Genomic DNA, 26,619 nt, shown 5'->3' with positions numbered 1-26,619 from the left:
CAAAGCCTCGGGCCGCGTCGGCGACCGTCACCGCCGGATCGGGGCTGACGAGCCGACGGCGTCGAGCAGCAGCCGCGCGGCGACCGTCGCCCCATCGGTACGGACCGTGTCGGCCACGGCGATCGCGCGGGCGCGGGTCTGGGGGGCCAGGGCCGCCTGGAGCGCGGCCGACAGGGACTCGGTGGTCGGAGCCGGACCGTCGTGTGCGGCGCCGATGCCCAGCTCGGCCACTCGGCCGGCCCAGTAGGGCTGGTCCGCGCCCTGGGGTACCACCACCTGGGGCACACCGGCCTGCGCGGCGGTGGTCGTGGTGCCCGCGCCGCCGTGGTGCAGGACTGCGGCCACCCGGCGGAACAGTGCCTGCTGGTTGACTTCGCCGACAGCGAAGCAGTCGTCCTGGTCGTCGACCGGGCCGAGCCCGGCCCAGCCGCGGGAGACGATCACGCGGCAGCCCTGCGCCCGGATCGCCTCGACGGCCGCCCGGGCGACGCCCTTCGCAGCGCCCAGGGGCGTGCTGCCGAAGCCCACGTACACAGGCGCCGTCCCGGCCTTCGGGAACGCCACCAGATCGGATGGGAGCGGGCGTTCGTCCGCGCCCAGCCACGCACCGGTCTGCACCACGCCGAGCTTCGTCGACCGCCACGGGCTCAGTACCGGGTCCGTGGCCAACCACGGGCTATCGGTGAAGGCGTAGTCACGGACGTTGTCCACCCCCGGCAGGCCGACGGCCGTGCGACGGGAGTTGAGGGCCTCACCGAACATCTCGTTCGCGTTCCGGGCGTCCACCTCCCACAGCTCCAGGTTGTCGCTCACCCCCGGCGGCAACGGCCGGCCTCGCCGGGCGGGCGGCGGCTGGTGCGGCGACGGCAGGCTGACCGGCGTGTGACTCGCGTGCACGTAGCGCATGCCGAGCTTCTCGGCGACCGACCGCGCGGCGGAGGTGACCGGCAGCGGCCCGGTCGCCACCAGCGCGTCACATCCCTCCGCCACCCTGGCCATCGTGCCGAACTGCGCGTCCATCAAAGCGGCCATACGCTGCGCCAGACCCGCCGCCGACCCCGGGACCACCGTGGTCACCAGCGGGCGCACCGGTGCGCCAACCGGCACCAGCGGCACCCCGGCCCCTGCGAACAGCTCGGCGGACTCCTCGTCCGGCGGCGCACACACCCGGACCTCCACGCCCAGCTCCCGCAGCCCCACCGCGAGCCCCACCATCGGCCCGACGCTCCCGCGCGCCCCATACGTCGACAACAACACACGCACGTCGCAACCCCCGTGGCCTCGTGTTTCCGGCTTAGGCCGGCGATTCTGCGGCACCACCGGGGTCTTGCCGCAAGCCCCCCGGCGCTCTATAGGTTGATCATGGAAAGAGGTGGGTGCTCAGATCGTTGCGCACCCCCAGGCTGACGCTCCCTGGTGCGGCTCTCGCGGAGATGGAAGACGGTCGTGCCGGCCCTGCAGACTGCGACCACAAGGCAGACCTGGCTGGACAACAAACAAGGCCCTGGTCTCTGACCAGGGCCTTCGCGTGGAGCGGGTGACGGGAATCGAACCCGCGCTCTGAGCTTGGGAAGCTCATGTTCTACCATTAAACTACACCCGCGTAACACGGACCGGAGGACCGGTCTCGCATCGTCGCTCACTGTACCTCATCGAAGGCCCCCGGTGTATTACGCCGCGGGGTCTTCGTGCTGCGTGGCGCGGTGGATCGGTGTGCGGGCGCGCCGAGTTGGGGCGTACGGTGGGGGTACGGAGTGCCGCCTGGAGTGGTGTCCTGTTGATCCCCTAATGTGGCTTTCTCGTCCACGCATTGGTTGGGGAAGGGACTTGATGGACTCCATGGAGCGCACCGTCGTCCGCTGTGCCGAGGGGCACGTGTTCAGCACCGCTTCGTTCCCGATGCAGCAGCTCGGTGCCGGGCGGATCGGGCCCGGGCGGCTCATCCGGTGTCCGCGGTGTGCGCGGTTGCGGCATGCCGTGCCGGTGGTGCTCGAGCGGCGCTAGAAGGCGAGTGAGCAGGTGACGGGTGGCGCGCGGGGTCCGTCCGATTGGGGCGGGCCCGCGCGCTCTGCGTATCCTCGGGGAGTGCTTCTCTCAGACAAGGACATCCGGGCCGAGATCGACGCCGGGCGGGTGCGCATCGACCCGTACGACGACTCCATGGTGCAGCCCTCGAGCATCGACGTGCGGCTGGACCGCTACTTCCGGGTGTTCGAGAACCACCGCTACCCGCACATCGACCCCGCGGTCGAGCAGGCGGACCTGACGCGGCTGGTCGAGCCCGAGGGGGACGAGGCGTTCATCCTCCACCCCGGCGAGTTCGTGCTGGCGTCGACGTACGAGGTGATCAGCCTGCCCGACGACATCGCGTCGCGGCTGGAGGGGAAGTCGAGCCTCGGGCGGCTGGGTCTGGTGACGCACTCGACGGCCGGGTTCATCGACCCCGGGTTCTCGGGGCACGTCACCCTCGAGCTGTCCAACCTCGCCACCCTGCCGATCAAGCTGTGGCCGGGCATGAAGATCGGGCAGCTGTGCATGTTCCGGCTGAGCTCGCCGGCGGAGTTCCCGTACGGCAGCGAGCGCTACGGATCGCGCTACCAGGGGCAGCGGGGGCCGACCGCCTCGCGGTCCTTCCAGAACTTCCATCGGACGCAGGTGTGAGCATGAGTGACGTACGGGAGAACCTGACCTACGAGAAGTTCGGGACCGCGATCCGCGAGCTCGCGCAGACCATCGCCGACGACGGGTACGAGCCCGACATCGTGCTCTCCATCGCCCGCGGCGGGGTCTTCGTCGCCGGCGGTCTGGCGTACGCCCTGGACTGCAAGAACATCCACCTGGTCAACGTGGAATTTTATACCGGTGTGGGCACAACGCTTGAAATGCCCGTTATGCTCGCTCCGGTCCCCAATGCCATCGACTTCAGCGACAAGAAGGTGCTCATCGCCGACGACGTCGCCGACACCGGCAAGACCCTGAAGCTGGTGCACGACTTCTGCCTCGGCACGGTCGCCGAGGTCCGCAGTGCCGTGATCTACGAGAAGTCGCACTCCCTCGTGAAGTGCGAGTACGTCTGGAAGCGCACGGACGACTGGATCAACTTCCCCTGGAGCGTGGAGAAGCCGGTCGTACGCCGGTCCGGCCAGGTCCTCGACGCCTGACGCCCGACATCGAAAAGGCCCCCGCCGCGGCGGGGGCCTTTCGCGTAGGCGGACGGACGTACGTCAGAACGTGCCCAGCTTCAGCAGCGACAGCAGCGCCACCAGCTGGATCGCCGACGCGCCCAGCGCCTTCGGCCACGGCAGGTCGTGCGACGTGCGGACCATCGAGGTGAACAGCGCGCCCGCCGCCAGCCAGGACAGCCAGCCGATGACCTGGACCAGGGCGTTCTCGCCGCCCAGGAACATCGCGAACAGCAGCCGGGGCGCGTCCGTCATCGACATGATCAGCATGGAGAGGCCGATCGTCGGCTGCCAGGCCCCGTCTCCGCCCAGCTGGCGCGCCAGGGTGTGCGTCACGGCGCCCAGGATCAGGCCGCCGATGACGAAGATGACGCCGGTCACCAGGACGGACGGGATCGCCGTCGACAGCGTCGCGTTGATCGCCTCCTCGCGCGCCTGGTCGAAGCCGAAGAGCGCCAGCAGGCCGTAGACGAACGTGACGATGAGGGCCGGGACCCAGACGGCGTGGTCGCGCATCTGCAGGAACGTTGGTCCCGGGCGCATCACGATGCCGCTGAGCAGCTGCTTCCACGGCAGGCGCGGGCCCGCGGGCGCGGCGGCGGGGGCCGCTCCCGCCTGGTACGTGGCGCCGTCGCCGTAGTCGCCGTACTGCGCGTACTCGGCGTCGTGGATGCTGAAGGCGCGCGTGTGGCCCGGTTGGTTGGCCGCGTACGGGTCGTGCGGGGCGACGGGCGCCGCCTGCTGCGCGTAGGGGTCGCCGAAGTACTCCGGCTCCCCGTACGGCTGCGGCGCCTGCTGCTGCCCGTACGGGGGCGGCGGCGCGCTGCCGTACGGCGCCTGCTGCGGCGCCTGCGGGTGTTGTTGCGGGGTGCGGTTGTCCCGGCCGCGTCCGATCCTGAATCCAGCCACGTCACTGAACGTACCCGGTCCCGTCGGTTCCGGCGTCCGGGGTGGGGTCGAAAGGCGCCTTTGCTGCGGAGCTGTGACATCCCCTAAGGGGTCCCCGAGAGCCCTCAGGGGCCCTTCGGGGACCCGGAAACGCGAACGGCCGGGCCCGCCCGAAGGCGGTCCCGGCCGTTCCCCACGTACTTCTTACTTCACCGGCTCCGGCTCGGGGTCGGCCGCCGGCTCCTCCGTGTCCTCCACGGGCTTCTTGACGGAGTCCAGCAGCAGCTGGGCCACGTCCACCACCTGGAGGGACTCCTTGGCCTTGCCGTCGTTCTTCTTGCCGTTCACGGAGTCCGTGAGCATCACGAGGCAGAAGGGGCAGGCGGTGGAGACGATGTCCGGGTTGAGGGACAGCGCCTCGTCGACGCGCTCGGTGTTGATGCGCTTGCCGATCCGCTCCTCCATCCACATCCGCGCGCCGCCGGCGCCGCAGCAGAAGCCCCGCTCCTTGTGGCGGTGCATCTCCTGCTGGCGCAGGCCCGGGACGGCCGACATGATCTCGCGCGGCGGCGTGTAGACCTTGTTGTGGCGGCCCAGGTAGCACGGGTCGTGGTAGGTGATCAGACCGTCGACCGGCGTCACCGGGAGCAGCCTGCCCTCGTCGATGAGGTGCTGGAGCAGCTGCGTGTGGTGGATGACCTCGAACTCGCCGCCCAGCTGCGGGTACTCGTTCGCGATCGTGTTGAAGCAGTGCGGGCAGGTCGCGACGATCTTCTTCGACGCCTTGGGCTTCTTCGTCGAAGGCTCGTCCTCGTCCTCGCCGAACGCCATGTTCAGCATCGCCACGTTCTCCTGGCCGAGCTGCTGGAACAGCGGCTCGTTGCCCAGGCGGCGGGCGGAGTCACCGGTGCACTTCTCGTCGCCGCCCATGATCGCGAACTTCACGCCCGCGATGTGCAGCAGCTCCGCGAAGGCCTTGGTGGTCTTCTTGGCGCGGTCCTCCAGGGCGCCGGCGCAGCCGACCCAGTAGAGGTAGTCGACCTCGGAGAGGTCCTCGACGTCCTTGCCGACGATCGGGACCTCGAAGTCGACCTCCTTGGTCCACTCGACGCGCTGCTTCTTGGCGAGACCCCAGGGGTTGCCCTTCTTCTCCAGGTTCTTGAGCATCGTGCCGGCCTCGCTCGGGAAGGCGGACTCGATCATCACCTGGTAGCGGCGCATGTCGACGATGTGGTCGATGTGCTCGATGTCGACCGGGCACTGCTCCACGCACGCGCCGCAGGTGGTGCAGGACCACAGCACGTCCGGGTCGATGACGCCGTTCTCCTCCAGCGTGCCGATCAGCGGGCGCTCGGCCTCGGCCAGCGCGGCGGCCGGGACGTCCTTGAGCTGCTCCGCGGAGGCCTTCTCCTCGCCCTCCATCGTCTTGCCGCCGCCGGCCAGCAGGTACGGCGCCTTGGCGTGCGCGTGGTCGCGCAGCGACATGATGAGGAGCTTGGGGGAGAGGGGCTTGCCCGTGTTCCACGCGGGGCACTGCGACTGGCAGCGGCCGCACTCGGTGCAGGTGGAGAAGTCGAGGATGCCCTTCCAGGAGAAGTGCTCGACCTGGGAGACGCCGTAGACGTCGTCCTCGCCCGGGTCCTCGAAGTTGATCTCCTTGCCGCCGGACGTCATCGGCAGGAGCGCGCCGAGGGCGGTGGAGCCGTCGGCGTTCCGCTTGAACCAGATGTTGGGGAAGCCGAGGAAGCGGTGCCAGGCCACACCCATGTTGGTGTTGAGCGAGATCGTGATCATCCAGATGAACGAGGTCGCGATCTTGATCATGGCCACGAGGTACGTGAGGTTCTGCAGCGTCGAGACGCTCAGCCCCTTGAAGGCCAGGACCAGGGGGTACGAGGCCCAGTACCCGGCCTCGTAGTGCTCGACGTGGTGCAGGGCGCCTTCCAGGCCGCGCAGCGTCATGATCGAGAGGCCGACGACGAGGATGACGGCCTCGACGAAGTACGCCTGCCAGGTGATGGAGCCGGCGAAGCGGGACTTGCGTCCCGGCCTGGTCGCCTTGCTCAGCTGGCGGATGGCGATCAGGACCACGATGCCCACGACCGTGAAGGTGCCGAGCGTCTCGACCCAGAGCTCCCACGGCAGCCAGTCGCCGATCACCGGGAGCAGCCAGTCGGCCTGGAACAGCTGGCCGATGGCGTTGGCGATGGTCAGGAGCAGGCCGAAGAAGCCGACCGCCACCCCCCAGTGCGCGATGCCGACGATGCCCCAGCGGTTCATCCGGGTGTGGCCGAGGAACTCGCGGACCAGCGTGATGGTGCGCAGCACGGGGTCGTTGGTCCGGGTCCCGGCGGGTACGGGCTGGCCGAGCATCACGAAGCGGAAGATCTGCAGGATGGCGCGGCCGAACAAGGCGACGCCGACCACGATGAGGGTCAGCGACACGATGATCGCGGCGAGTTGCATGGGGGCTCCTCGGGCCTGCGAGGGTGGGAGAACTTAGGTACTACTAAGCGGTAACTTATTCAGTTCGAGCTGAGCGTACCCACTTATTCCGCCGCACTGTAGCCGCGCACGCGGTGATCTGCGTCGCTCGCCCGCCCCCTGGGCGCGAGGGCCCGCAGCAGCAGCGCCAGGTCCAGTCCGAGCCAGTGGTGCTCGACGTAGTGCTGGTCGAGCAGGAGCGGCTCGTCCCAGGGGAGCGCCGAGCGCTGCCGCCGCCGCAGCTGGGCGAGGCCGGTGAGGCCGGGGCGGACGCTCTGCCGCCAGGCGGCGGCCGCGCCGGGGGCGCCGGGCGGGAGGGGTTCGGGGCCGACGAGGGACAGGTCGCCGCGCAGGACGTGGGGCAGCTGGGACAGCAGGCGCAGGCGGCGGTGGCGCGTGGCCAGGTGGCGCAGGGTGAAGGGGCGGCCCGCCAGACCCGTTCTCGTCTCGCGTACGACGAGGCCGCCGACGGGTCTTCGTACGGCGACGGCGAGGGCGGCGGCGGCGAGCAGGGGTGCCGCCAGGGCCAGCAGGGCGGAGCCGAGAGCCAGGTCCAGCAGGCGCTTGGGGCCCGGGTCCGGGAGGCGTGGGGGATGCAGGGGTCGTCGCATGGCGGGCACCCGACCGTTCCAGGAAAGCGCGGCTTGCGCGGCTTTTGTCACCTTCCCTGAACAATCGCATGGTCCGGTATGGCCTGGGTAGAGCATGCCGGTATGCGGCGGGTCGGGGTGTCGGTCACGCGCGGTGCTTGCGCATAAGCCCTCGATAAAAGTTGAGCCGCCGTGACTCAGGTCTGTTGACTCGGTCCGGCCGGTCATGCATCCTTGAGCCTGTTCCACTCAAGTCAGCTGGAGGAATCGAAATGGCACGTGCGGTCGGCATCGACCTGGGCACGACTAACTCCGTCGTCAGCGTTCTGGAAGGCGGCGAGCCCACCGTCATCACCAACGCCGAGGGCGCCAGGACCACGCCGTCCGTCGTCGCCTTTGCCAAGAACGGCGAGGTGCTCGTCGGCGAGGTGGCCAAGCGTCAGGCGGTCACGAACGTCGACCGGACCATCCGGTCCGTCAAGCGTCACATGGGCACCGACTGGAAGATCGAGCTCGACGGGAAGAACTTCAACCCGCAGCAGATCTCCGCGTTCATCCTGCAGAAGCTGAAGCGGGACGCCGAGGCCTACCTGGGCGAGAAGGTCACGGACGCGGTCATCACCGTCCCGGCGTACTTCAACGACTCCGAGCGCCAGGCCACCAAGGAGGCCGGTGAGATCGCGGGCCTCAACGTCCTGCGCATCGTCAACGAGCCGACGGCCGCGGCCCTCGCGTACGGCCTCGACAAGGACGACCAGACGATCCTCGTCTTCGACCTCGGTGGCGGCACCTTCGACGTCTCGCTGCTGGAGATCGGCGACGGCGTCGTCGAGGTGAAGGCCACGAACGGCGACAACCACCTCGGTGGTGACGACTGGGACCAGCGCGTCGTCGACTACCTGGTCAAGCAGTTCCAGTCCGGCCACGGCGTGGACCTGTCCAAGGACAAGATGGCCCTCCAGCGCCTCCGCGAGGCCGCCGAGAAGGCCAAGATCGAGCTGTCCTCGTCCACCGAGACCTCGATCAACCTGCCCTACATCACGGCGTCCGCCGAGGGCCCGCTGCACCTGGACGAGAAGCTCACGCGCGCCCAGTTCCAGCAGCTGACCGCGGACCTGCTGGAGCGCTGCAAGGTTCCGTTCCACAACGTCATCAAGGACGCGGGCATCGCGCTGTCCGAGATCGACCACGTCGTCCTCGTCGGTGGCTCCACCCGTATGCCGGCCGTCGCCGAGCTCGTCAAGGAGCTGACCGGCGGCAAGGAGGCCAACAAGGGTGTGAACCCGGACGAGGTCGTCGCCATCGGCGCCTCGCTCCAGGCCGGTGTCCTCAAGGGCGAGGTCAAGGACGTCCTGCTGCTCGACGTCACCCCGCTGTCCCTCGGTATCGAGACCAAGGGCGGCATCATGACCAAGCTGATCGAGCGCAACACCACGATCCCGACCAAGCGCTCGGAGATCTTCACCACGGCCGAGGACAACCAGCCGTCGGTACAGATCCAGGTCTACCAGGGCGAGCGCGAGATCGCGGCGTACAACAAGAAGCTCGGCATGTTCGAGCTGACGGGCCTGCCGCCGGCCCCGCGCGGCGTCCCGCAGATCGAGGTCTCCTTCGACATCGACGCCAACGGCATCATGCACGTGACCGCCAAGGACCTGGGCACGGGCAAGGAGCAGAAGATGACCGTCACCGGCGGCTCCTCGCTGCCGAAGGACGAGGTCGACCGGATGCGCCAGGAGGCCGAGCAGTACGCGGAGGAGGACCACCGCCGCCGCGAGGCCGCCGAGACCCGCAACCAGGGCGAGCAGCTCGTCTACCAGACCGAGAAGTTCCTCAAGGACAACGAGGACAAGGTCCCGGGCGAGGTGAAGACCGAGGTCGAGTCCGCGCTCGAAGAGCTCAAGGAGAAGCTGAAGGGCGAGGACACCGCGGAGATCCGCACCGCCACCGAGAAGGTCGCGGCCGTCTCCCAGAAGCTCGGCCAGGCCATGTACGCCGACGCCCAGGCCGCGGGCGGGGCCGCCGGTGCCGGTGAGGCTCCGGGCGCCGCCCAGGGTGCCGACGACGACGTGGTCGACGCCGAGATCGTCGACGACGAGAAGCCGAAGGGGGCCGCATGACGGAGGAGACCCCGGGCTTCGAGGAGAAGCCCGACGTCCCCTCTGGCGCCGCCACTCCCGACGACGCCGCCGAAGCCGCCGAGGCCACGTCCGCCGCGGGCTCCACGAGCCCCGCGGACGAGGGCCCGGCGGCCCCGGCCGGGGACGCACACGCACAGGTCGCCGGCCTGACGGCCCAGCTGGACCAGGCCCGCACCGCGCTCGGCGAGCGCACCGCGGACCTCCAGCGGCTGCAGGCCGAGTACCAGAACTACCGCCGCCGCGTCGAGCGCGACCGGGTCGCGGTCAAGGAGATCGCCGTCGCGAGCCTCCTGACCGAGCTCCTGCCCGTGCTGGACGACATCGGCCGCGCCCGTGAGCACGGCGAGCTGGTGGGCGGCTTCAAGTCGGTGGCCGAATCGCTGGAGACGGTCGCCGCCAAGATGGGCCTGCAGCAGTTCGGCAAGGAGGGCGAGCCCTTCGACCCGACGATCCACGAGGCGCTCATGCACTCGTACGCGCCGGACGTCACCGAGACGACCTGCGTCGCGATCCTGCAGCCCGGGTATCGGATCGGCGAGCGGACCATCCGGCCCGCGCGCGTCGCGGTCGCCGAGCCCCAGCCGGGCGCGGCGCCCAAGGAGGCCGACGCGGCCAAGGACGCCGACAAGGACGCCGCCAAGGGGTCCGGCCCGGAGTCCGCGCAGGAGAACAAGTCCGCCGACGAGGAGAGCGGTGGCCCCGAGGAGGGCTGACGCCATGATCGTCCGAGAGGAGGGACGTCGATGAGCACGAAGGACTTCGTCGAGAAGGACTACTACAAGGTTCTCGGCGTCCCCAAGGACGCCACCGAGGCGGAGATCAAGAAGGCGTACCGGAAGCTCGCCCGCGAGTTCCACCCGGACGCCAACAAGGGCGACGCCGCCGCCGAGGCCCGCTTCAAGGAGATCTCCGAGGCGAACGACGTCCTCGGCGACCCCAAGAAGCGCAAGGAGTACGACGAGGCACGCGCCCTCTTCGGCAACGGCGGCTTCCGGCCCGGCCCCGGCGGCGCCGGCGGCACCTTCAACTTCGACCTGGGCGACCTCTTCGGCGGCGCCCAGGGCGGGGGCGGCGGTGCCGGCGGCTTCGGCGGCGGGCTCGGGGACGTCTTCGGCGGGTTGTTCGGCGGCGGCGGCCGGCCCGGCGCCGGCGCGCGGACGCAGCCGCGCCGGGGCCAGGACATCGAGACCGAGGTGACGCTCAGCTTCACCGAGGCGGTGGAGGGGGCCACGGTCCCGCTGCGGATGTCCAGCCAGCAGCCCTGCAAGGCGTGCTCCGGCACGGGCGACAAGAACGGCACCCCGCGCGTCTGCCCCACCTGCGTCGGCACCGGCCAGGTGTCGCGCGGCACGGGCGGCGGCTTCTCGCTCACCGACCCCTGCCGGGACTGCAAGGGCCGCGGCCTGATCGCGGAGAGCCCCTGTGAGGTCTGCCACGGCAGCGGCCGCGCCAAGTCCTCGCGCACCATGCAGGTCCGCATCCCGGCGGGCGTCGCCGACGGGCAGCGGATCCGGCTGCGCGGCAAGGGCGCGCCCGGCGAGCGGGGCGGCCCGGCCGGCGACCTGTACGTGGCGGTGCACGTGGACGCCCACCCGGTCTTCGGCCGCAAGGGCGACAACCTCACCGTCACGGTGCCGGTCTCGTACGACGAGGCGGCGCTCGGCGGCGAGATCAAGGTCCCGACCCTCGGCGGGCCGCCGGTCACGCTGAAGATCCCGGCCGGTACGCCGAACGGCCGTACGATGCGCGCCCGGGGCAAGGGCGCGGTGCGCAAGGACGGTACGCGCGGGGACCTGCTCGTCACCGTCGAGGTGGCGGTGCCCAAGGACCTCAACGACAAGGCGCGCGAGGCCCTGGAGACGTACCGTCAGGCGATGGCGGGTGAGGATCCGCGAGCTGAGCTGTTCCAGGCCGCGAAGGGGGCTTGAGATGGACGGACGTCGACGCAATCCGTACGAGCTGACCGATGACACCCCGGTCTACGTCATCTCGGTGGCGGCCCAGCTGAGCGGGTTGCACCCGCAGACGCTGCGGCAGTACGACCGGCTCGGGCTGGTCTCGCCGGACCGTACGGCGGGCCGTGGCCGGCGCTACTCCGCCCGCGACATCGAGCTGCTCCGCCAGGTGCAGCAGCTGTCGCAGGACGAGGGCATCAACCTGGCCGGCATCAAGCGGATCATCGAGCTGGAGAACCAGGTCGCCGCGCTCCAGTCCCGGATCGCCGAGCTCAGCGCGGCGGTCGAGGGTGCGGCGGCGGCGATGCGCCAGCGCGAGGCCCAGGTGCACGCCTCCTACCGGCGCGACCTCGTGCCGTACCAGGACGTGCAGCAGGCGAGCGCGCTGGTGGTGTGGCGTCCGGCCGCCAAGCGCGGCGAGCAGTAACAGAGGCGAGTAACAGAGGCGAGCGGCAACAGCCTTTCTCAGGGCCCCCTTCGGTGTACGGAGGGGGCCTTTAGGCTGTCCGGATGCGTACCCGAAGATGCCTTCCGGCGGCGGCCCTGGTGGCCCTGGCGGCCCTGCTGCCGGCCTGTGACGACGAGAAGGGTGCGGCACCCCTGCCGGTCCGTACGACGGCGTCTCCGGCGCCCTCGGTGCCCCGGCCGGCCCCGCTGCCGGACCGGCCGCTGTCGCCTTCGCCGTCGCCCGAGGCGGCCGCCCCGTGCCCGGAGTCCGGCGTACGGGTCTCCGCGGGGATCGTGAGCGCCGCCATGGGGGTGCGGGGCATGGGGGTGACGCTGCTCAACTGCGGTACGGAGCCGTTCGAGGTGAGCGGTTACCCCGCGCTCGAAGTCCTCGACACGCAGCGGGAGAAGCTCGACGTCACCGTACGGCTCGGCTCGGACCTGGACACCCGGGCGCGGCCCTCGGTGTTCGTGCTGCGGCCCGGTGAGCGGGCCGAGGCGTCGGTGATGTGGCGCAACACGGTGACCCGTACGGACGTCGTGGCGACCAACGGCGCGTACCTGCGGGTGACGCCCGCACCCGGCGTCGCGCCGCAGACCGTCGCGCCGGGCGACGGCGGCCCGCTGGACCTCGGCAACACCGACGCGATCGAGACCACCGCGTGGGCGAGGCCCGCCGGCTGACCGGTCACCGGCCGGCCACGGGTCGACCGCCCGTCAGTCGCCGTGCTCCAGGATGCCCGACTGGGCGATGAGGTAGCCGAGTTGCGCCCGGCTGCCGCTGCCGAGCGCGGACGCCAGTTTGGCGATGTGCGCCCGGCAGGTGCGTACGTTCATGCCGAGGCGCCGCGAGATCGCCTCGTCCACGTGCCCCTCGACCAGCAGTTTGGCGATGGAGCGCTGGACGCCGCTGATGCCGTGGGGATGCGGCTCGTAGGTGACGGGCTTCTCCAGGGGGATGGCCTGGAGCCAGAACTGCTCGAAGACGCCGACCAGGTACTCCACGAGGCCCGGGTGGCGCAGCTCCAGGGCGACTTGGCGGTCGCGGCTGGCGGGCACGAAGGCGACCTTGCGGTCCACGATGATGAGCCGGTCGATGATCTCCTCCAGCGTGCGCACCTCCACCTCGGGCCCGATGCGCTCCAGGTAGGCCAGGGTGATGGGCTGGTGGCGCGCCGTGTGCTGGTAGAGGGTCCGCATCTTGATGCCCCGGCCCAGGAGCGGCCGTACCCGGCGCAGCGCCTCGCCGAAGGTGTGGGCGCTGCGGCCGCTGCCGGGCTGTACGGTCAGCAGCTCCACCGAGCAGTCCGCGACGGCGCGGTCCAGGCTGGCGTTGATGCGCTTCAGCCCCTCCAGCACGCTGATGGCGTGGGTGGTGGACGGCATCTGGGCGCTGACGGCCATGAATGGCTCGAAAGCGTCGGCGAGGGCGACGGTGAGCCGTCTGCGCTCCTGTATCTCCTTCTCTATCGGGAGTATCAGGTGGGCCAGCGCCGTGGACGGCGGCACGGGCCGCAGCCACTGCGCGTCGTCGGGGTCCGGTCGCAGCAGGTCCAGGTCGAGGAGACACGGGGCCGGCGCGACCTCGGCACGCGCGATGCGCCCGGCGCGTAGAGCGTCCGCGTAGAGCTGGGAACCCGTTTCGCAGAGCTCGAAGTGACTATGGGGATGTCCGTGTCCATCCCGATCCGGTTGCATATGTACACCCCCAGGCTTTTTCCGATTCAGGAACATGATGCATTGAGCCAGTGGTGAAAGCGTGGGGAGTGAGTCATCGTCATAACTGCGGGGGAGCGGGATGAATTACCGTCAAGTGAGGTTGCTCGGTCATGGCCAAGAAGCTCATACACGCCGTTGCCGGCGTCGCGCTCTTCGCTGCTGCGGGGGTGGGAATCGCGGTGTCCGACCCCGGCTGGGGCGCGGGGACTCCGCACGTCGCCGAGGCCCTGGACCCCGGTTGGGGTGGGACGACTCCGCTCGCCGCTGAAGCCCTGGACCCCGGTTGGGGCGCGAAGGCTCCGCTCGCCACCGAAGCGCTGGACCCGGGCTGGGGCGGGACGGCTCCGCTCGCCGCCGAGGCGCAGGACCCGGGCTGGGGCGCCGCTCCGGCCGCCGTCAATGATCCCGGCTGGGGGTCCGCGGGCGCATGAACGTTCCCGACGACTCGCGCTTCCGACGCGAGATGGCGTCGGCCTACCGCTCCGGGTGGCATTTCATCGACCTCGTCACGGCCGTGCCGCACAGTGGCGATTCGTTGATGGTCACCCTCTTCGGTGAGCCGATCGTCATCACGCGGGGCGACGACGAGGACATTCGCGCCTACCGCTGCCTGCGCCGCCCCCGCGGGGCCCCACAGCCCGTCCGGTGCGCCATTCGCTACGGCATGATTTTCGTCAACCTCGACCAGCGTGACCACCAGCTCGTCGAGCCGGAGACCACCACCGCCACCCCCCGCAGCGCCTGAGCGGTTCCCCCGTCGTTGCAAATCGCTCAGGTGCTTCCCCCACACAGCGGCACCATCGTGACCTGAACACGATGGTGCCGCTGTGCTTTTGTGCGGGTACGTCCGGTCAGGCCCGGCCCATGGCGCGCGTGAGCGCGATCTCGATGACGACCCGGTCCGGATTGGGCGCGGGCGTGCGGCCGTAGCGCTCCGCGTACCGGGCGACCGCGTCCGCGACGACGTCCGGCTCCGTACGGATCCGGGCCACGCCCTCCAGCGTCGCCCAGCGCCCCTTGTCGACCTGGCACACCGCCACCCGCGCCCCGTCGGCGCCCGCCGCGAGCACGTTGGCGACCTTGCGGCTGTGCTTGTTGGTGATCACCCGGGCGATGCCCTTCTCGCCGCCCTCCGGGTCGTACGTCACACCCACCGCGACGACGTGCGGTGTGCCGTCCGGGCGGGGCGTGGTGAGCGTGGACATGTGGTACTCGCGCCAGAAGCCGAGGTACGAGTCGCCGGGGTTGCGGGGGTCTATGGCCATGGGCCGGAACCTACCGGGGACGGGTTCCACGAGCCAGCTTGAGTGGAATAGACTCAACTTTATGTACGCTGGATGAGTCATATAGCTGGGTCGTACAGGCGTGAGTCATACAGGCCGGGCCCCGAAGGAGGAGAAGTCACCCGTGGACGCCGAGCTGACCAACCGGAGCCGGGACGCGCTCAACGCGGCCACCAGCCGCGCCGTGTCCGACGGCCACCCCGACCTGACCCCCGCGCACGTGCTGCTCGCACTGCTGGAGGGCCAGGACAACGAGAACATCATCGACCTGCTCGCCGCCGTCGACGCCGACCAGGCCTCGTTGCGCGCGGGGACCGAGCGGCTGCTGGCCGCCCAGCCCAGCGTCACCGGCTCCACCGTCGCCCCGCCGCAGCCCAACCGCGAGCTGCTCGCGGTCGTCGCCGACGCCACGCGGCGCGCCAAGGAGCTCGGCGACGACTACGTGTCGACCGAGCACCTGCTGATCGGCGTCGCCGCCAAGGGCGGCCAGGCCGGCGAGCTGCTGGAGCGCCAGGGCGCCGGGGCGCGCAAGCTGCTGGACGCCTTCGAGAAGGCCAGGGGAGGACGCCGCGTGACCACAGCGGACCCGGAGGGCCAGTACAAGGCCCTGGAGAAGTTCGGCACCGACTTCACGGCCGCGGCCCGCGAGGGGAAGCTGGACCCGGTCATCGGCCGGGACCAGGAGATCCGCCGCGTCGTGCAGGTGCTGTCCCGCCGCACCAAGAACAACCCCGTGCTCATCGGCGAGCCCGGCGTCGGCAAGACCGCCGTGGTGGAGGGCCTCGCCCAGCGCATCGTCAAGGGCGACGTCCCCGAGAGCCTGAAGAACAAGCGGCTGGTCGCGCTCGACCTCGGCGCGATGGTCGCGGGCGCGAAGTACCGCGGTGAGTTCGAGGAGCGGCTGAAGACCGTCCTGTCCGAGATCAAGGCGAGCGACGGCCAGATCATCACCTTCATCGACGAGCTGCACACGGTCGTCGGCGCGGGCGCCGGCGGCGACTCCGCCATGGACGCGGGCAACATGCTCAAGCCCATGCTCGCCCGCGGCGAGCTGCGCATGGTCGGCGCCACCACCCTCGACGAGTACCGCGAGCGCATCGAGAAGGACCCCGCCCTGGAGCGCCGCTTCCAGCAGGTCCTGGTCGCCGAGCCGAGCGTCGAGGACACCATCGCCATCCTGCGCGGGCTCAAGGGCCGGTACGAGGCCCACCACAAGGTCCAGATCGCCGACGCGTCGCTCGTCGCCGCCGCGACCCTCTCGGACCGCTACATCACCTCGCGCTTCCTGCCGGACAAGGCCATCGACCTCGTCGACGAGGCCGCGTCCCGGCTGCGCATGGAGATCGACTCCTCGCCCGTCGAGATCGACGAGCTCCAGCGCGCCGTCGACCGCCTGCGCATGGAGGAGCTCGCGCTCAAGAACGAGTCCGACCCCGCCTCCGTCCAGCGCCTGGAGAAGCTGCGCCGCGACCTCGCCGACCGCGAGGAGGAGCTGCGGGGCCTGACCGCCCGCTGGGAGAAGGAGAAGCAGGGCCTCAACCGCGTCGGTGAGCTCAAGGAGAAGCTCGACGACCTGCGCGGCCAGGCCGAGCGCGCCCAGCGCGACGGCGACTTCGACACCGCCTCCAAGCTGCTGTACGGCGAGATCCCGGCGGTCGAGCGGGAGCTGGAGGCGGCCACCGAGGCCGAGCAGGAGGCCGCCAGGGACACCATGGTCAAGGACGAGGTCGGCGCCGACGACATCGCCGACGTCGTCGCCTCCTGGACCGGCATCCCGGCCGGGCGCCTGCTGGAGGGCGAGACGCAGAAGCTGCTGCGGATGGAGGACGAGCTCGGCCGCCGCCTGATCGGCCAGATCGAGGCCGTACGGGCCGTGTCGGACGCGGTCCGCCGCACCCGCGCGGGGATCTCCGACCCCGACCGGCCCACCGGATCGTTCCTCTTCCTCGGCCCCACCGGCGTCGGCAAGACCGAGCTGGCCAAGGCGCTCGCCGACTTCCTCTTCGACGACGAGCGGGCCATGGTCCGCATCGACATGAGCGAGTACGGCGAGAAGCACAGCGTCGCCCGGCTCGTCGGCGCGCCCCCCGGCTACGTCGGCTACGAGGAGGGCGGCCAGCTCACCGAGGCCGTGCGCCGCCGCCCGTACAGCGTGGTGCTGCTCGACGAGGTGGAGAAGGCGCACCCGGAGGTCTTCGACATCCTGCTGCAGGTCCTCGATGACGGCCGCCTGACCGACGGGCAGGGCCGGACGGTCGACTTCCGCAACACCATCCTCATCCTGACCTCCAACCTGGGCAGCCACTTCCTGATGGACCCGGTCACCCCGGAGGAGCAGAAGAAGGAGCAGGTGCTGGAGGCCGTCCGCGCCTCCTTCAAGCCGGAGTTCCTCAACCGCCTCGACGACATCGTCGTCTTCTCGGCCCTCGACCGCGAGCAGCTCGCCCACATCGCGCGCATCCAGATCGACCGCCTGGCGGCCCGCCTCGCCGAGCGGCGCCTCACGCTGGACGTCACCCCCGAGGCCCTGGACTGGCTCGCCATCGAGGGCTTCGACCCGGCGTACGGCGCGCGCCCGCTGCGCCGCCTGGTGCAGACGGCGATCGGCGACCGCCTCGCCAAGGAGATCCTGGCGGGCGAGGTCAGGGACGGCGACACGGTCCGCGTCGACCGCACGGACGACGGGCTGGCCGTGGGAGCGGTGCGGTAGTCCCGGCGGGCCGTGTCAGGTGCCGTGGGCGAAGAGGCGTACGAGGGCGGTCTCCCCGTCCTCGTACGTCAGCTTCACGCTCATCGACGAGGGGTCCGCGTGGTTGTAGTCGACGTCCCGGCACAGGTCCGTGTCGCAGGGCTCGGACGGCTGCGCCGTCGGCCAGGTCTTCGCGATCCAGGCCTCCGCCCCGGCACGCTCCATCCGGAACTCGGCCCTGACGTAGGTGTCCTGCCAGTGGGCGCCCGAGCAACGGGCGTCCCGGGCGCCCGCGGGCAGGGCGCCCTTGGCGTACTCCATCGCCTTGTCGCACGGCACCGGCTGCTCCCGGCCGGACTCGCCGAGGGAGTACGCGCCCCACGCGAGGCAGCCGGCCGGCAGCCCCAGGACCGCCAGCAGGGTCAGGCATATCCACAGCCAGCGCCTTCCGCGCCTCTCTTCCTTTCCGCTCTTCCGCGTCATGAGCACGGAATCATGTCAGCCCGCAGCGGATCGCCGCCGTCCGCGCTTGCCACCTCCGGGCGGGGATGGGAGAGGATGGCCGCAATCGTACGAAGGGAAATTCACGGTGAGCATCGACCCGTCCTCGATTCCGAATTTCGGGGGCCAGCCCCAGCCGCAGCAGGCCGCAGGACCGGCGGGCCCCGTCGTCCCCGACCAGGATCTCGTCAAGCAGCTCCTCGAGCAGATGGAGCTGAAGTACGTCGTCGACGACGAGGGTGACCTCGCGGCGCCGTGGGAGGAATTCCGCACGTACTTCATGTTCCGCGGCGAGGGCGACCAGCAGGTCTACTCGGTGCGGACCTTCTACGACCGGGCCCACCCGGTCGAGAACAAGGAGAAGATCCTCGAGACGATCGACGACTGGAACCGCCGCACCCTGTGGCCGAAGGTCTACTCGCACCTGCACGAGGACGAGCAGGGCGGCGCCACCGTCCGGCTCATCGGCGAGGCGCAGATGCTGATCGGCACCGGGGTGGCGCTGGAGCACTTCGTGCAGTCGACGGTCAGCTGGGTGCGGGCCTCCATCGAGTTCGACAAGTGGCTCGTGGAGCAGTTCGGCCTGGAGGGCGCCGAGGGCGCCGAGGGCGCCGAGGGCGCCGAGGGCGCCGAGGGCCCCGACGGGGGCGCCGAGTAGGTCCTCAGAGGGCCATGGTGGCGAGCGTCAGCACGTACGTCCCGTAGGCGAACGACAGCCCGGCCAGGGCGGCGGTCACCACGACCGCCGCCCCCGGCCGGGCTTTTCGCAGCGCGTACGCCACCGGCACCAGCAGCGGGAACGCCGGCAGCAGGAAACGCGGCTTCGACTCGAAGAACCCGGAGCCGCCGACCGCGATGACCACCAGCACCGCCGTGTAGACGACGAGCGGCAGCGGCGGCCGGTCCAGCAGGAACAGCGCGAAGAGCACCACCGCGACCGCCGTCAGCGCCAGCGCCATCGTGAAGCCGAGGTCCATGGGGCGGGTGACGACGGTGCGTACGAAGCGCAGCGTTCCCGCCCCGAAGTCGAACCGCGAGGTCCAGCCGGCCTGCACCGCGAAGTACCCGCCCAGCGGGTCGCCGCGGCGCGCGCCCACCCACAGCACGTAGCCCGCCCAGCCGGCCGGGGCCAGCGCGGCCCCCGCCCACACCCGCCAGTCGGTCCGGTTCCGCGCGTCCCGCACCAGCGCCCAGGCGGCCGTCACGACCACCGCCGCCGCGACCGCGACCCCGTTCGGGCGCGCCGCGCCCGCGAGGGCCGCGAGCGCGCCCGCCCACAGCCACCGCCGGGTCAGCACGGCGTACAGCGACCAGGCCGCGAAGGCGGTCATCACCGGTTCCGTGTACGCCATGGACAGCACGATCGAGTGCGGCAGCAGCCCCCACAGCCCGACCAGCGCGGTGGCCACGCTCCGCCCGTACAGCCGCTCGCCGATCCGGAAGATCCCCCAGGCGGCCGCGCCCGCGGCCGTCCAGGAGACCAGCAGCCCGGCGGTGCCGCCCGCGACCGGCAGGACGGCCGTCACGGCCCGGACGAGCCCCGGGTAGAGCGGGAAGAACGCCAGGTCGGACTGGACCGCGCCGTCCGGCCAGTACAGCGTCCTGCCGTAGCCGTGGGCGGCGATCCGCAGGTACCAGTCGGAGTCCCAGGAACCGGCCAGCAGCGCGCGCGGCGAGCGGCCGGTGTGCCAGGCCCACAGCGCCATCACCAGCATCCCGGTCAGCCGGGCGGCGGCGAACATCCCCAGCGCGGGCGCGGCGCGGTGCAGCGCGGCGAGGGGCCGCCACGCCACGCTCGGCGCGCCGGGGCGGAAGGTCTCGGCGGACGTCTCGGCGGACAGGGTGCACCTCCGTGCGCGGGATGGTTCACCCCGACCCTGTGCGGAGCGCGGCGGCGGCGCGAGCGCAGGGGACCCGCCCGGGTGGTCGCCTTCCCGGGCGGGGTGCCCGCGCGCGTGTCGCCGTGACAGCGGCGCGACGGGCCGCTACAGCCCCCTGGGTCCCTAGGAACCCTGGAGCCCCTTGAGCCCCCGGAGCCGGTCCGCCGCCTCGCGGAGCAGACCCTCCGTTTTGCAGAACGCGAACCGCACGTGGGCGCGGCCCGCCTCCGGGTCGTCGTAGAAGACCAGCGTCGGCACCGCCACCACGCCGCACCGCTCCGGCAGGCTCCGGCAGAAGGCCAGGCCGTCCTTCTCGCCGAGCGGGGTGATGTCGGCGGTGATGAAGTACGTGCCCTGCGGCCGGAAGACCCCGAACCCCACCTCCGCGAGCGCCCCGGCGAGCAGGTCCCGCTTGGCGCGCAGGTCCTCGCGCAGACCGGTGAAGTAGTCGTCCGGCAGGCGCAGCGCCTCGGCGACGGCGTACTGGAAGGGGCCCGAGCTCACATAGGTGAGGTACTGCTTGGCGGTGCGGACCGCCGTCACGAGCGGGGCGGCCGCGGTCACCCAGCCGACCTTCCAGCCGGTGTACGAGAACGTCTTCCCCGCGGAGGACAGGGTCACGGTCCGCTCGCGCATGCCGGGGAAGGTCGCGATCGGCACGTGCTCGGCGGTGTCGTAGACGAGGTGCTCGTACACCTCGTCGGTGACGACGAGCAGGTCCCGCTCGACGGCGAGCGCGGCGATGGCGGCGAGCTCGTCGCGGGTGAGGACGGTGCCGGTGGGGTTGTGCGGGGTGTTGAGCAGGATGAGGCGCGTGCGGTCGGTGACCGCTCTGCGCAGCTCGTCCAGGTCGAGCGTGAACCGGTCCCCGGACGGCCGCAGCGTGACCGGTACGCGCGTGCCGCCCGCCATGGCGATGCAGGCCGCGTACGAGTCGTAGTAGGGCTCCAGCGCGATCACCTCGTCGCCCGGCTCGACCAGCGCCAGCAGCGCCGCCGCGATGCCCTCCGTGGCGCCGGCCGTGACCAGGACCTCGGTGTCGGGGTCGTACGCCAGGCCGTAGCGGCGGAGCTGGTGCTCGGCGACGGCGGTACGCAGCTCGGGGACGCCGGGGCCGGGCGGGTACTGATTGCCGCGCCCGTCGCGCAGCGCGCGCACCGCCGCTTCCCGGACCTCTTCGGGGCCGTCGGTGTCGGGGAAGCCCTGGCCCAGGTTGATGGAGCCGGTGCGGGTGGCCAGCGCGGACATCTCCGCGAAGATCGTCGTGCCGAAGGGGGCGAGGCGGCGGTTCAGCAGGGGGCGCGGCGAACGCGGCGGCAGTGTCATGACGGCCATCCTGAGCCGAACCTCTGGAGTGGCTCAAGTCTGCTTTCGGCGGCGTGTGGCGGGGGGATCCCCCCGCCATGGAAGCATTCCTGTATGCGGCGGCGGTCGTCGCCATCGTGAGCGGTGTGGTGCTGGCGGTCCACAGGTCCGAGGAGAGGGTCCAGCGGATCCGCGGCATCGACAGCGGCAGCTGGTGGGCGGGCGACAGCCCGTACGTGCCGAGGTCCACGTCCACCTCGTCCTCCTCGTCCTCCTCGTCCTCCCCGTCCAAGCCGCGGAAGCGGAAGGCGTCGAAGGCGTCGCGCCCGTCGTCGGGCTCGTCCGGCTCTTCGTGCTCCTCCTCCTCCTCCAGCTCCTCGTGCTCGAGCTCCTCGTCCTGCTCCGGCTCCTCCTGCGGCTCGTCCTGTGGCGGCGGCGGGGGCGGGTGCAGCTGAAACCTCTGGACTTGCTCAATTCCGATTAGCGCGCGTGACGGCGGGGGCATCCCCCAGGCACGTACGACAAGCGGGGGAAGGGGAAACCGATGGACTTCGGTTGGATCGTGGTGGTGGTGGGCGCCGCGGCGCTGATCGTGATCGGCGCGGCCAACAGCGGCCGCGACCGGCATCGGCCGCGGGGCTCGCGCCGGGGCGGCGGCACCTGGTGGGCCGGCGGCGACAGCGGGTCCGGTGGCGGCGGCGGTTGGTCCTGCGGCGGCGGGTCCTCCTGCGGTGGCGGGGGCGGTGGCGGAGGCGACTGACACGGGGCAGTCGGTCCGCGACACCACCGAAGGAGCCCGGCGCCGTCAACTCACGCCGGGCTCCTCCACGTTGACCGTTTGTAGGGTCTCTAGGGCCGTTAATGTTGAACAGTTGAACCGTCAGGCCCCCCAAGGGATGGAAACCACGGCAAGTTGGGTAAAACCGCTGTGAGTCACTCGCAGTTCATGATTCCCTCGCTGTCGAAACCATCCAGCCCTCGGACCTCGTGCGTGGACCCCGAGGCGAGATGCCCCAGTCCCTCCGAGGTCTCCGGGACGCCCCCGGTCCACCCGTCAAACCGTGTTTGCGGAGCCGACCCATGCTCACGACGCTCACCACCGCGTATACCGACACGCGCGCCGCCGACCTGGCCTGGGCGCTGGGGCGCGAGGCGCTGCCGGCCCTTGCCGTGCTCGATCTCGAACTCGACGGCGCCACCATTCAGTTGAGACTTCTCGGCGCCTCGCACCAGGTGCTGCTGGAGGAGGAGCGGGGCAGCTGCTCGGAGACCGTGGCCTGCATGCCGGGCAGCAGCACGCCGCTGCCGCTCGGCGTGGCCAAGCGGATCGGCGCGTGGGAGTACGAGTTCGCCGCCCGCGTCGAGACGCTGTCCGAGGGCTCGTTCGCGGGGCGCGCGCAGGAGCTGCTCGCGCTCGTGGCGGACCACCCCCACGGCCTCGCCGGTACGTTCCCGGGCTCGCCGCACGCCTTCACGGCGATGCTCGCGCAGCGGCACGAGGGCCAGGTGCGGTGGCGCACCTGGCACGCGTACCCGCAGGAGGGGCAGCTGGTCGTCACCAGGACGAGTGTCGGCGTCCGTATGCCTTCACAGGCGGAAGTCCACCCGTGTGGGTGACAAGTGGTCACTGGGGCGGGACGTAGCGTTATGGCGTGATCGAAGCGCCGTCCGCCTCCCGTGCTGCAGGGCCGCCGCCGCCCGCGCGGGCGGCGGCGGCCCTGCCCCTGCGGCAGCGCGCGGGACGGTTCCTGGTGCTGTTCGCGGTCTTCGTCTGCGCCGCCTGCGGGCTGGTGTACGAGCTGGAGCTGGTCGCCCTCGCCTCGTACCTCATCGGGGACTCGGTCACCCAGGCGTCGGTCGTGCTCTCCGTGATGGTCTTCGCGATGGGCGTGGGGTCGCTGCTCGCCAAGCGGCTGCGCTGCCGCGCGGCGGTCGGCTTCGGTCTCGTCGAGGCCGCGCTGGCGCTGGTCGGCGGCTGCTCGGCACTCGTGCTGTACGCCGCGTTCGCGTGGGCGGGAGGGGCGCGGGAGGCGCTCGTGGCGTTCTCGCTCGCGATCGGCGTGCTGATCGGCGCCGAGATACCGCTGCTGATGACGCTCATCCACCGGATCTCACACCGCCCCGAACAGGATCCGGGCGGCACGGTCGCGGACCTCTTCGCCGCGGACTACGTGGGTGCGCTGGTCGGCGGGCTGGCGTTCCCCTTCCTCCTGCTGCCGTGGCTGGGGCAGTTGACGAGCGCGCTGCTCACCGGCGCCGTCAACGTGGTCGCGGGCGGGGCGCTGGTGCTGTGGCTGTTCGGACGCGACCTGACGCGCCGAGAGCGGTGGCTGCTGGCCGTCGCCTACGTACTGGTCCTGGGGGTGCTGGCGACCGCGGCCGCGCTGGTCGACGACTTCGAGCGGGCGGCGCGGCGGGCGGTGTACGGCGAGCGGGTGCGGGTCGCCGTCCAGACGAGCGTCCAGGAGGTGGTGCTCACGGGCGCGGCGGACGAGCCGCCGGAGCTCTTCCTGGACGGGCGGCTGCGCGTCAGCGGGCACGACGAGCGGCCCTACCACGAGGCGCTGGTCCACCCGGCGATGCGCGGGCGGCACGGGCGCGTGCTGATCCTCGGCGGGGGTGACGGACTGGCGCTCCGCGAAACCCTGCGGTACGCGGACGTCGAGGCGGTGACGGTCGTCGAGCTGGACCCGGGCGTGGTGCGCCTCGCCCGCACGGACCCGGCCCTCGCGCGGCTCAACGACCGCGCGTACGCCGACCCGAGGGTGCGGGTGGTGTACGCCGACGCGTTCCGCTGGCTGCGCGAGGCGGCGGAGCCGGGGGCGTACGACGTGGTGCTGTCGGACCTGCCGGACCCGGGCATCACCGCCTCCACCAAGCTCTACTCCCAGGAGTTCTACGGCATGGCGGCGCGGGCGCTCCGGGAGGGCGGGCGGCTCGCCGTCCACGCGGGGCCGTCGGCGTCCCGGCCGCACACCTACTGGACGGTGGACGCCACCCTGCGCGCGGCCGGCTTCACGACCCGGCCGTACTGCGCCGAGGGCCGGCGCTCCGGCTTCGCCGCCGGGCCCGACCGCTCCGCGGGCGGCGGGGGAGCGCCCGGCGACTGGGGGTTCCTCCTCGCGGCGGTGTCCGGCCCGCCGCCCTCGCCGGGCACACCGCCCGGGCACTGCGCGGTGCTCCGCCAGGCGGGTGCCCCGGCGGGGGACCCGCCGCCCTCCACACTGGTGCACCCGCGGTACGCCGAGTGACGTGAGCGCCGGGCGTCGGTAGGCTCGGCTCCCATGGAGCATGAGGTGTTCGTTCCGGTCACCGTGCAAGCCGTCCGCGAGGTGCTGGCGGACCCCGCCCGCGTCGCCCGCTGCGTCCCAGGGCTCCAACAGGACGCCGACGCGTCGGCCGGCCCGCTGTCGGGCCGCCTCAAGGTGCGCGCCGGCGGGCACTCGATCACCTACCGCGGCACCCTGCGCGTCACCGAGCAGGAGGACGGCGCGTACGCCGTCGAGGGCGAGGGCACGGAGGTCCGCGGCTCCGGGTCGGTGAAGCTGGCCATGACGGTGCGTCCGACGGAGGACGAGGGCGGCACGACCCTCGCCGTCACCGGCACCCTCCGGGCGGACGGCCGCCTGGCGGAACTCCCCGCCGACGCGACGGCCGCCACGGCGCACCGCCTGCTGGACCGTTTCGCCGAGTCCCTGGCGAACACCGCCACGGCCTCCGACTGGTCGGCCTCGCCGGAAGAGGACGACGTCGACGTCGACGACGACGGGGTCGACCAGGGCGCCGAGACGCGGCTGTACGACACCCCCGTGCCCCCCTCCGCGCTGGAGTCCCTGGACGACGCGGACGGCGCGGACGGCGTGAGCGCCGGGGACGCGTTCGGGGCGGACGAGCCGCCCGCCGAGGCCGCGCACGCGCGGCGGACCATGATCGGGCGCAGCGCCGAGGAGGTCGACCACTCCCCGCCGCGCGGGCGTTACGCGCCCACGCCCGGTCCGGAGACCGCGTCGGCCACCGCGACGCTGCGCTGGCTGGCCCCCGCCGCCGCGCTCGCGCTCGCCTCCGCCGTGGTCGCGGGGCGGGCGCTGCGGCGCCGGAGCCGGCGGAAGTAGTGTCGGTGGCGTGACTGACGTGACCAGTAGCAGCGCCGAGAGCGCGCGCGTCCGGCTCGTGGCCGGAGACGCGGAGTTGACCGTCCGCCCGGACATCGGCTGCCGTATCGAGAGCCTCCGCATCGCCGGCACGGAACTGCTCCGGCAGGGCGAGCGGTACGGCTCCTTCCCGATGGTGCCCTGGTGTGGGCGGGTCGCGAACGGCCGCTTCCTCAACGGCGCGACGCGCCATCAGCTGCCCCTCAACTCGCCCCCGCACGCCATTCACGGCACCGGCCGCGACGCCGCCTGGCGCACCGTCCGCGCCGACAAGACGGAGGCGGCGTTCACATACGACCTCGCCGAGCCGTGGCCGTACCCGGGGCGGGTCACCCAGATCTTCGAGCTGACCGAGGACGCGCTGATCCTGCGGCTCGGCGTCGAGACGTACGGCGACTCCTTCCCGGCGCAGGCCGGCTGGCACCCCTGGTTCCACCGCACCCTCGACGGCGACGGCGAGGAGGTGCGCCTCGACTTCGCCGCCGCCTGGCAGGAGGAGCGCGGGGACGACCACCTGCCCACCGGCCGGCGGATCGACCCGCGCCCCGGCCCGTGGGACGACTGCTTCGCCATGCCCGACGGCGTCGACGTCACACTGACCTGGCCCGGACGCCTGGAGCTCAAGGTCACCAGCCGCGCCGAGTGGGTGGTCGTCTACGACGAGCAGGAGGCCGCCGTCTGCGTCGAGCCCCAGTCGGGCCCGCCCAACGGCCTCAACACCCACCCGCGCCTGGTCACGCCCATCGACCCGCTGGAGATCGAGTCCACCTGGACCTGGCGACGGCTGTGAACGCGGCGGTGAGCGGCGGGCGTGAGCAGCGGTGACCGGGGGCGCTTAAGCTCGTGGGCATGACTGACGTACGTGCCGAGCTGCTGCAGCAGATCAAGGACAAGGCCGTGGTGCACGGCAAGGTGACCCTCTCCTCGGGTCTGGAGGCCGACTACTACGTCGACCTGCGCCGGATCACCCTGGACGGCGCCGCCGCACCGCTCGTGGGTCAGGTCATGCTCGATCTGACCGCCGACCTCGACTACGACGCGGTGGGCGGTCTCACCCTCGGCGCCGACCCGGTCGCCACCTCGATGCTGCACGCGTCCGCCGCGCGCGGCCGGCAGCTCGACGCCTTCGTCGTCCGCAAGGCGGCCAAGGCGCACGGCATGCAGCGCCGCGTGGAGGGCCCGGACATCAAGGGCCGCCGCGTCCTGGTCGTCGAGGACACCTCCACCACCGGCGGCTCGCCGCTCACCGCCGTCGAGGCGGTCCGCGAGGCCGGCGCCGAGGTCGTCGCCGTGGCGACGATCGTCGACCGGGCCACCGGCGCGGCCGAGAAGATCAGCGAGACGGCGGGTGTGCCGTACCTCTACGCGTACGCCCTCGACGAGCTCGGTCTCGCCTGACGCCTT

The 26,619-nt window shown here is 71.6% G+C and carries 27 protein-coding genes and 1 tRNA gene; 18 read left to right on the top strand and 10 right to left on the bottom strand.

Annotation, left to right across the window (positions count from 1 at the left end):
• Positions 1-27 precede the first annotated feature (27 nt).
• Both AB0A69_RS25220 and AB0A69_RS25215 read right to left on the bottom strand, forming a co-directional pair.
• Positions 28-1,215: a glycosyltransferase gene (locus tag AB0A69_RS25220; RefSeq protein ID WP_361426219.1), complete on the bottom strand. Its 1,188-nt coding sequence runs from the start codon at positions 1,213-1,215 to the stop codon at positions 28-30.
• A 314-nt stretch (positions 1,216-1,529) separates the two neighbouring features.
• Positions 1,530-1,603: transfer RNA gene (locus tag AB0A69_RS25215), tRNA-Gly, on the bottom strand.
• Positions 1,604-2,085: 482 nt separating this feature from the next.
• Here AB0A69_RS25215 and dcd point away from each other — a divergent pair.
• Both dcd and AB0A69_RS25205 read left to right on the top strand, forming a co-directional pair.
• On the top strand, positions 2,086-2,661 hold the full coding sequence (gene dcd / locus AB0A69_RS25210) for a dCTP deaminase (protein WP_126888692.1): 576 nt from the start codon (positions 2,086-2,088) through the stop codon (positions 2,659-2,661).
• A gap of 2 nt (positions 2,662-2,663) precedes the next feature.
• Entirely contained in the window at positions 2,664-3,161 is a 498-nt protein-coding gene (locus AB0A69_RS25205; protein ID WP_361426215.1) for a phosphoribosyltransferase, read from the top strand.
• Between the two features lie 63 nt (positions 3,162-3,224).
• Here the strand turns inward: AB0A69_RS25205 and AB0A69_RS25200 are convergent, their stop codons facing one another.
• The 3 genes from AB0A69_RS25200 to AB0A69_RS25190 all read right to left on the bottom strand — a co-directional run bounded on the left by AB0A69_RS25200 (position 3,225) and on the right by AB0A69_RS25190 (position 7,165).
• Positions 3,225-4,091, bottom strand: a complete 867-nt coding sequence (locus AB0A69_RS25200; protein WP_361426212.1) for a Yip1 family protein — start codon at positions 4,089-4,091, stop codon at positions 3,225-3,227.
• A 183-nt stretch (positions 4,092-4,274) separates the two neighbouring features.
• A complete protein-coding gene (locus tag AB0A69_RS25195; RefSeq protein ID WP_361426209.1) occupies positions 4,275-6,536 on the bottom strand; it encodes a 4Fe-4S dicluster domain-containing protein in 2,262 nt (753 codons plus the stop codon).
• A gap of 83 nt (positions 6,537-6,619) precedes the next feature.
• Entirely contained in the window at positions 6,620-7,165 is a 546-nt protein-coding gene (locus AB0A69_RS25190) for a sugar transferase (protein WP_361426206.1), read from the bottom strand.
• A 251-nt stretch (positions 7,166-7,416) separates the two neighbouring features.
• Here AB0A69_RS25190 and dnaK point away from each other — a divergent pair, with 251 nt between their 5' ends.
• The 5 genes from dnaK to AB0A69_RS25165 all read left to right on the top strand — a co-directional run bounded on the left by dnaK (position 7,417) and on the right by AB0A69_RS25165 (position 12,371).
• Complete coding sequence (gene dnaK, locus AB0A69_RS25185) at positions 7,417-9,264, top strand: molecular chaperone DnaK (RefSeq protein WP_361426203.1); 1,848 nt, start codon at positions 7,417-7,419, stop codon at positions 9,262-9,264.
• A complete protein-coding gene (grpE, locus tag AB0A69_RS25180; RefSeq protein WP_361426200.1) occupies positions 9,261-9,998 on the top strand; it encodes a nucleotide exchange factor GrpE in 738 nt (245 codons plus the stop codon). Before dnaK ends, grpE begins: the two co-directional genes overlap by 4 nt.
• Before the next feature lie 30 nt (positions 9,999-10,028).
• Positions 10,029-11,213, top strand: coding sequence for a molecular chaperone DnaJ (gene dnaJ, locus AB0A69_RS25175; RefSeq protein WP_361426197.1), 1,185 nt, complete (start codon positions 10,029-10,031; stop codon positions 11,211-11,213).
• Between the two features lies 1 nt (position 11,214).
• Entirely contained in the window at positions 11,215-11,667 is a 453-nt protein-coding gene (locus AB0A69_RS25170; protein WP_361426194.1) for a helix-turn-helix domain-containing protein, read from the top strand.
• A gap of 83 nt (positions 11,668-11,750) precedes the next feature.
• Complete coding sequence (locus AB0A69_RS25165; RefSeq protein ID WP_361426191.1) at positions 11,751-12,371, top strand: DUF4232 domain-containing protein; 621 nt, start codon at positions 11,751-11,753, stop codon at positions 12,369-12,371.
• A 33-nt stretch (positions 12,372-12,404) separates the two neighbouring features.
• On the opposite strand, the gene AB0A69_RS25160 is transcribed toward AB0A69_RS25165, so the two are convergent.
• A complete protein-coding gene (locus tag AB0A69_RS25160; protein WP_361426188.1) occupies positions 12,405-13,385 on the bottom strand; it encodes a helix-turn-helix transcriptional regulator in 981 nt (326 codons plus the stop codon).
• A 131-nt stretch (positions 13,386-13,516) separates the two neighbouring features.
• Here AB0A69_RS25160 and AB0A69_RS25155 point away from each other — a divergent pair, with 131 nt between their 5' ends.
• Together AB0A69_RS25155 and AB0A69_RS25150 are read left to right on the top strand one after the other, a co-directional pair.
• Positions 13,517-13,837: a hypothetical protein gene (locus tag AB0A69_RS25155; protein ID WP_361426185.1), complete on the top strand. Its 321-nt coding sequence runs from the start codon at positions 13,517-13,519 to the stop codon at positions 13,835-13,837.
• Complete coding sequence (locus tag AB0A69_RS25150) at positions 13,834-14,151, top strand: (2Fe-2S)-binding protein (protein WP_073756807.1); 318 nt, start codon at positions 13,834-13,836, stop codon at positions 14,149-14,151. Before AB0A69_RS25155 ends, AB0A69_RS25150 begins: the two co-directional genes overlap by 4 nt.
• Positions 14,152-14,257: 106 nt before the next feature.
• Here the strand turns inward: AB0A69_RS25150 and AB0A69_RS25145 are convergent, their stop codons facing one another.
• Positions 14,258-14,671 carry a pyridoxamine 5'-phosphate oxidase family protein gene (locus tag AB0A69_RS25145; protein WP_361426182.1) on the bottom strand — a complete coding sequence of 138 codons (414 nt, stop codon included), beginning with the start codon at positions 14,669-14,671 and terminating at the stop codon, positions 14,258-14,260.
• Between the two features lie 142 nt (positions 14,672-14,813).
• On the opposite strand from AB0A69_RS25145, the gene clpB reads away from it, so the two are divergent.
• Entirely contained in the window at positions 14,814-17,399 is a 2,586-nt protein-coding gene (clpB, locus tag AB0A69_RS25140; RefSeq protein ID WP_361426179.1) for an ATP-dependent chaperone ClpB, read from the top strand.
• A gap of 15 nt (positions 17,400-17,414) precedes the next feature.
• On the opposite strand, the gene AB0A69_RS25135 is transcribed toward clpB, so the two are convergent.
• Positions 17,415-17,861 carry a hypothetical protein gene (locus tag AB0A69_RS25135; protein WP_361426176.1) on the bottom strand — a complete coding sequence of 149 codons (447 nt, stop codon included), beginning with the start codon at positions 17,859-17,861 and terminating at the stop codon, positions 17,415-17,417.
• 106 nt (positions 17,862-17,967) lie between these two features.
• On the opposite strand from AB0A69_RS25135, the gene AB0A69_RS25130 reads away from it, so the two are divergent.
• A complete protein-coding gene (locus AB0A69_RS25130; RefSeq protein ID WP_361426173.1) occupies positions 17,968-18,537 on the top strand; it encodes a YbjN domain-containing protein in 570 nt (189 codons plus the stop codon).
• 4 nt (positions 18,538-18,541) lie between these two features.
• On the opposite strand, the gene AB0A69_RS25125 is transcribed toward AB0A69_RS25130, so the two are convergent.
• Entirely contained in the window at positions 18,542-19,621 is a 1,080-nt protein-coding gene (locus tag AB0A69_RS25125; protein ID WP_361426360.1) for a hypothetical protein, read from the bottom strand.
• A gap of 261 nt (positions 19,622-19,882) precedes the next feature.
• Entirely contained in the window at positions 19,883-21,094 is a 1,212-nt protein-coding gene (locus AB0A69_RS25120; RefSeq protein WP_361426170.1) for a pyridoxal phosphate-dependent aminotransferase, read from the bottom strand.
• Positions 21,095-21,278: 184 nt separating this feature from the next.
• On the opposite strand from AB0A69_RS25120, the gene AB0A69_RS25115 reads away from it, so the two are divergent.
• The 7 genes from AB0A69_RS25115 (at position 21,279) to pyrE (ending at position 26,613) form a co-directional block, all read left to right on the top strand.
• On the top strand, positions 21,279-21,548 hold the full coding sequence (locus tag AB0A69_RS25115) for a hypothetical protein (protein ID WP_361426167.1): 270 nt from the start codon (positions 21,279-21,281) through the stop codon (positions 21,546-21,548).
• A gap of 60 nt (positions 21,549-21,608) precedes the next feature.
• Positions 21,609-21,824, top strand: coding sequence for a hypothetical protein (locus tag AB0A69_RS25110; RefSeq protein WP_361426164.1), 216 nt, complete (start codon positions 21,609-21,611; stop codon positions 21,822-21,824).
• Between the two features lie 320 nt (positions 21,825-22,144).
• The gene (locus AB0A69_RS25105) at positions 22,145-22,681 is read left to right on the top strand and encodes a DUF2617 family protein (RefSeq protein ID WP_361426161.1); all 537 of its coding nucleotides are present in this window, start codon (positions 22,145-22,147) and stop codon (positions 22,679-22,681) included.
• A 101-nt stretch (positions 22,682-22,782) separates the two neighbouring features.
• Positions 22,783-24,315 (top strand): polyamine aminopropyltransferase, encoded by a 1,533-nt coding sequence (locus AB0A69_RS25100; protein ID WP_361426357.1) that lies wholly within the window; start codon positions 22,783-22,785, stop codon positions 24,313-24,315.
• Between the two features lie 33 nt (positions 24,316-24,348).
• On the top strand, positions 24,349-25,176 hold the full coding sequence (locus AB0A69_RS25095) for an SRPBCC family protein (RefSeq protein WP_361426158.1): 828 nt from the start codon (positions 24,349-24,351) through the stop codon (positions 25,174-25,176).
• A 19-nt stretch (positions 25,177-25,195) separates the two neighbouring features.
• Positions 25,196-26,005 (top strand): aldose 1-epimerase, encoded by an 810-nt coding sequence (locus AB0A69_RS25090; protein ID WP_361426354.1) that lies wholly within the window; start codon positions 25,196-25,198, stop codon positions 26,003-26,005.
• A 59-nt stretch (positions 26,006-26,064) separates the two neighbouring features.
• The gene (pyrE, locus tag AB0A69_RS25085; RefSeq protein ID WP_355359927.1) at positions 26,065-26,613 is read left to right on the top strand and encodes an orotate phosphoribosyltransferase; all 549 of its coding nucleotides are present in this window, start codon (positions 26,065-26,067) and stop codon (positions 26,611-26,613) included.
• Positions 26,614-26,619: the final 6 nt, after the last annotated feature.

Origin of the sequence: Streptomyces sp. NPDC045431 (assembly GCF_040646655.1) — a bacterium.
Taxonomy (GTDB): domain Bacteria; phylum Actinomycetota; class Actinomycetes; order Streptomycetales; family Streptomycetaceae; genus Streptomyces.
This window is presented reverse-complemented; position numbering and strand designations above follow the sequence as displayed.